At 47.1% G+C, this 5,419-nt stretch carries 7 protein-coding genes; all 7 read left to right on the forward strand.

Annotated features, from left to right (window positions below; genetic code table 11):
- On the forward strand, positions 1-802 hold an 802-nt coding region (locus tag OCV82_RS14995; protein WP_154045174.1), incomplete at its 5' end, for a PD-(D/E)XK nuclease domain-containing protein.
- 197 nt (positions 803-999) lie between these two features.
- Entirely contained in the window at positions 1,000-1,416 is a 417-nt protein-coding gene (locus OCV82_RS15000) for an HU family DNA-binding protein (RefSeq protein WP_154045176.1), read from the forward strand.
- A gap of 208 nt (positions 1,417-1,624) precedes the next feature.
- Positions 1,625-2,053, forward strand: coding sequence for an HU family DNA-binding protein (locus tag OCV82_RS15005; RefSeq protein ID WP_154045178.1), 429 nt, complete (start codon positions 1,625-1,627; stop codon positions 2,051-2,053).
- 96 nt (positions 2,054-2,149) lie between these two features.
- Positions 2,150-2,602 (forward strand): N-acetylmuramoyl-L-alanine amidase, encoded by a 453-nt coding sequence (locus OCV82_RS15010; protein WP_154045180.1) that lies wholly within the window; start codon positions 2,150-2,152, stop codon positions 2,600-2,602.
- Positions 2,603-2,728: 126 nt separating this feature from the next.
- The gene (gene rfbC, locus OCV82_RS15015; RefSeq protein WP_154045182.1) at positions 2,729-3,298 is read left to right on the forward strand and encodes a dTDP-4-dehydrorhamnose 3,5-epimerase; all 570 of its coding nucleotides are present in this window, start codon (positions 2,729-2,731) and stop codon (positions 3,296-3,298) included.
- A 124-nt stretch (positions 3,299-3,422) separates the two neighbouring features.
- The gene (rfbA, locus tag OCV82_RS15020; protein ID WP_154045184.1) at positions 3,423-4,313 is read left to right on the forward strand and encodes a glucose-1-phosphate thymidylyltransferase RfbA; all 891 of its coding nucleotides are present in this window, start codon (positions 3,423-3,425) and stop codon (positions 4,311-4,313) included.
- A gap of 95 nt (positions 4,314-4,408) precedes the next feature.
- Positions 4,409-5,419: ATP-binding protein (locus OCV82_RS15025; RefSeq protein ID WP_154045186.1), on the forward strand; the 1,011-nt coding region annotated here is incomplete at its 3' end.

The following is a 5,419-nucleotide window of genomic DNA, read 5'->3' on the forward strand; positions in this document are numbered from 1 at the left end:
AGCGAAAGCGAAACTGAAGGAACTGTATGACGGGTATCACTTCAACGAGGATTGTGTGGATATTTATAACCCGTTCAGCATACTGAATACTTTTGCCAAAAAAAGATTTGGTGATTATTGGTTCGAGACGGGTACGCCTACATTCCTCGTGGAGCTGATGAAGGGGTGCGGATATAATCTGAAGAAACTGATGAGGGAGTATGCTACGGCGGACTCGCTGAACGGACTGGAAACTTTCAGGAAGAACCCCGTGCCGATTTTGTATCAGAGCGGGTATCTGACAATCAAGGATTATGACAGCAGATTCAAGACTTATATACTGGGATTCCCGAACAAAGAGGTGGAGGACGGTTTCATGGAATTCCTGTTGCCGAGCTATACGGGAATGGATAATTCGGAGGCTACGTTCGGAATCATGAATTTCGTGAAGGATATTGAAAGCGGAGACACTGACGCTTTCATGAAACGACTGACGACTTTCTTTGCCGACACTCCGTACGAGCTGGCACGCGACCTGGAGCTGCACTACCAGAACGTGATGTTCATCCTGTTCAAAATGCTGGGATTCTATACGCAGGCGGAATATCATACCTCGGATGGAAGGATTGACATGGTGGTGAAGACACCGGACTACATATACGTAATGGAGTTCAAGCTGGACGGCACGGCGGAAGAGGCAATGCGACAGATAGAGAGCAAGGACTATGCCCTGCCTTTCGAATGTGACGGAAGGAAGCTGGTGAAAGTGGGTGTGAACTTCAGCTATGAGAAGAGGAATGTGGAGAGGTGGATTGTGAAGTAGAATTATGACTAATGCTTTATATATCTGTGTCTGTTCCGAACGGATATGGTGAGTGCTATAAGGTATATCAGCGAAAAGGAGAAGGGTAACAGTAATAATTACAGATATACACCGACCAAACAGGACAAAAGGGAACTGCATAATTTCATGGAGTGATATCTTTGTAACGAAGTTAAACCTCTAAACATTAAGAAATTATGTTCAATTGTCTGAATTATTCGGTAGTGGAAAGAAAGAACCCTAAATGCCCTGATAAAGAGGGTAAGTTTTATGCACAGTTCCAGTCGCGTGGCGTATTGGAAAGTAAGGAACTGATAGAGAAAATAGACAGAAACTGTTATGTCGGGAAACCGGATATAGTGGCGGTACTGATGACTCTGGAAGATGTGGTGGCAGAAGCTCTATGCGACGGATATATAGTGAGAATAGGTGAGCTGGGGTCGCTGTCAATGACAATCAGCAGTGACGGATGTGACAGGAAAGATGATTTCTGCAGTAAGCATATAACGAAAGTGAAGACGCTGTTCAAGGATGGAAAGACCATTAAACACAGTATTCGCAAACTGACATTCAAAAAAGTGGAACAGAAGTATTCCCCCGTACCCGCGATTTAGCGGGCATGGGGGAATTTTCTGTTAAATACATACTTGTCCATACTATGGAGGACAAAGGGGAACGGGACAAGAAACGGGGATGATACCTTTGTATCGTAATCGGAAAGGAAAGCGACAAGGGTATGCTGGAAAGGGCCCGCGAAGTGTACCGATGGTCGTGATTACGGACCGGACGAGTATTAATCATTAAAAAAGAAAGGAAAATTTTATGGACAAGTATTTGACTTATTCGGTAGTGGAACGTAAAGACCCTCAGAACCCGGAAATGGGGGGAAAGTTTTATGCGCAGGCTCAGGCTCGAGGAGAGGCGGGCATCAGGGAATTGTCGCAGAGAATACAGCAGATGTGTACGGTGACGCGTGCGGACGTGATGGCGGTGCTTATAGCTCTGGAGGATGTGGTGTCCGACTCGCTCTCGAACGGTGAAATAGTGCGACTGGGAGAACTGGGATCGCTACAGGTGAGCCTGAGCGGCGAAGGGGCGACTACGAAGGATGATTATCACGACGGCCTGATCCAGAAGGCGAAGATTTTGTTCAGAAGCGGAAGAACGCTGTCGAACATGCTAACTACGCTGAAATATGAGAAGGTGGAACAGAAGTACAAGAAGGAGGAAACGGAAGAACCGCTTCCATAATGTGATACAAAATGAAGAAGATTATCGTACGGATTCTGAAATGTGTGATTTGCTTTCTCACCGGTGGTTTTGCTAACAGGAGAAACGGAGGGGACAATGCGTCATGTTGATACTGTGATAATTCATTGTTCCGCCACTCCGGCCAACAAAAGGCTGGAGCCTGCCGATCTCACAAGGATGCACAGGAAGAGGGGGTTCAACGGGTGTGGCTATCATTTCTACATCAGGAGAACGGGTGAGATCTGCGACATGAGGCCGGTGGAGAAGGTGGGTGCCCACTGCAAGGGACACAACGAAGGGAGCATAGGTATCTGCTACGAAGGGGGACTGGACGCTAAAGGGAACCCGGCGGATACACGCACCTCAGAACAGAAGAATGCCATGAAATGGCTGCTGGAAACCCTGAAAAGGGAGTTTGACATCAAGCATATAGGGGGACACCGTGACTTCAGCCCTGACCTGGACGGGGACGGAATGATTGAACCGGAGGAATGGGTGAAGGAGTGTCCGTGTTTCGATGTTAAGGAATGGCTGGAAAACGGCTGCTAGGCCGACAATTTGTATTTATCCTCCATGCCGGGTGACGGCATGGGGGATTTTTTATGATTATTCTTTGGGTATTAAGTTTTTTTAGGTTACTTTTGCGGATATAGAACATGTTTTTTTATCGATAATATGAATGTAATCAAGACTGAAATAGACGGTGTGGTGATTATAGAACCACGCATTTTCAACGACCAGAGGGGATATTTCTTTGAATCGTTCTCCGAAAGGGATTTCTGCAAGGAAGTGAGGGAAGTGAAATTCGTGCAGGACAATGAAAGCAAATCGCAATATGGGGTGTTGAGGGGACTGCATTTCCAGAAACCGCCTTACTGCCAGAGCAAGCTGGTGAGGGTGATTAAGGGGGCAGTGCTGGATGTGGCTGTGGATATCAGAAAGGGCTCGCCTACATTCGGAAAGCATGTGGCTGTGGAACTGACTGAGGATAATCACAGACAGTTCTTCGTGCCGAGAGGATTTGCGCATGGTTTCTCTGTGCTTACTCCGGAAGTGATTTTCCAGTATAAATGTGACAATTTCTATGCGCCGCAGTCGGAAGGGGCCATTGCATGGGATGATCCGGATCTGGGTATAGACTGGGGAATTCCTGCTGACAAGGTTATCCTGAGCGAAAAGGACAGGCATCATCCGAGACTGAAGGATGCGGAATGGCTGTTTGACTATAATAAAGAACTTTATTAGGTGACAAGGTTTCAGTTACAAGTTAACAAGGTCTCCATCCGGATGGCAACCTCGTCAACTCGTCAACTCGTCAACTTGTCAACTAGTATCTCGTCAACTTAAAAACTCACAAACTCATAATAATATGAAAGGAATCGTATTGGCAGGTGGTAGCGGAACGAGACTGTATCCTATCACCAAGGGGGTGAGCAAACAGATGCTCCCTGTGTTTGACAAACCGATGATTTATTATCCTATTTCCGTGCTGATGCTGGCAGGGATAAGGGAGATTCTTATTATATCTACTCCGTATGACTTGCCGGGATTCAAGCGTCTGCTGGGCGACGGCTCGGAATTCGGAGTGAAATTCGAATATGCGGAACAGCCTAGTCCGGACGGTCTGGCTCAGGCGTTCATCATAGGCGAGAAATTCATTGGCAATGACTCGGCGTGTCTGGTGCTGGGTGACAATATCTTCCACGGGGCTGGTTTCAGCGGTATGCTGAAAGAGGCTGTACGCACTGCCGAGGAGGAGAAGAAGGCTACGGTGTTCGGATACTGGGTGAACGATCCGGAACGATACGGGGTGGCTGAATTCGACAAGGAGGGCAACTGCCTGAGTATAGAGGAGAAACCGGCAAAACCGAAATCGAACTATGCGGTGGTGGGACTGTATTTCTATCCGAACAAGGTGGTGGATGTGGCAAAGAACATCAAGCCGTCGGCCCGCGGAGAACTGGAGATTACTACGGTGAACCAGCGTTTCCTGGAGGACGGGGAACTGAAGGTGCAGACTCTGGGACGTGGTTTCGCATGGCTGGATACGGGTACGCATGACTCGCTGAGCGAGGCTTCGACTTATATCGAGGTGCTGGAGAAACGTACGGGACTGAAAATAGCATGTCTGGAGGGTATAGCTTACCGCAAGGGGTGGATATCTGAGGAACAGATGAGAAAGAATGCGGAACCGATGCTGAAGAACCAGTACGGACAGTATCTGCTGAAGGTGATTGAGGAGCTGAAAGGAAACAGATAATATTACGGGCTGGGATTCCCCCATGCGGCGGCTCCGGGACTAGAAACTGGTAACTGAAGCCTTATAACTTAATTTTTAATTATTAATTGCCCAACATGAAATACCCTATAGGAATACAGAATTTTGAAAAAATACGCGAAGGCGGTTATCTTTATATCGACAAGACAGATCTGATATATGATCTGGTAAATAACGGTGTATATTACTTTCTGAGCCGTCCGCGCAGGTTCGGAAAGAGTCTGCTTATCTCTACTCTGGAGACTTATTTCAGCGGAAAGAGGGAGATGTTCGAAGGCTTAAAGATTGCAGAACTGGAAAAGGAATGGATGGAGTATCCTGTGCTGCATCTGGATCTGAACACTGAAAGGTATGCCACTCCAAAGGATCTGGAGAACAAGCTTGACTTGTTTCTGAAACAGTGTGAGGCTTTGTATGGCAAGAATCCTGATGAGTATTCGCTTGCCACAAGATTTGAAGGGGTGATACGGAGAGCGGCTGAAAAGACTGGAAGAAACACTGTAATCCTGGTAGATGAATATGACAAGCCAATGTTGCAGGCCATAGATAATGAGGAGCTGCAGGATGAGTACAGGAACACGCTGAAGGCTTTCTATGGGGCACTGAAGTCGATGGACAGGTATATACGCTTCGCTCTTCTGACAGGGGTGACGAAGTTCGGAAAGGTGAGTGTGTTCAGCGACCTGAATAACCTGAGGGATGTATCGATGGAATTTGCTTATGTAGGCATTTGTGGTATCACGGAGAAGGAACTGCACTCTGTATTCAAAGAAGGCATAAAGGAGTTGGGTGCGGCCAATAATATGACTGAGGAGGAAGCGAAAGCGAAACTGAAGGAACTGTATGACGGGTATCACTTCAACGAGGATTGTGTGGATATTTATAACCCGTTCAGCATACTTAATACTTTTGCCAAAAAGAGATTTGGTGATTATTGGTTCGAGACGGGTACGCCTACTTTCCTAGTGGAGCTGATGAAGGGATGCGGATATAACCTGAAGAAGCTGATGAGGGAGTATGCTACGGCGGACTCGCTGAACGGACTGGAAACTTTCAGGAAGAACCCCGTGCCGATTTTGTATCAGAGC

Origin of the sequence: Bacteroides cellulolyticus, from assembly GCF_025567135.1 — a bacterium.
Classification (GTDB): domain Bacteria; phylum Bacteroidota; class Bacteroidia; order Bacteroidales; family Bacteroidaceae; genus Phocaeicola; species Phocaeicola cellulolyticus.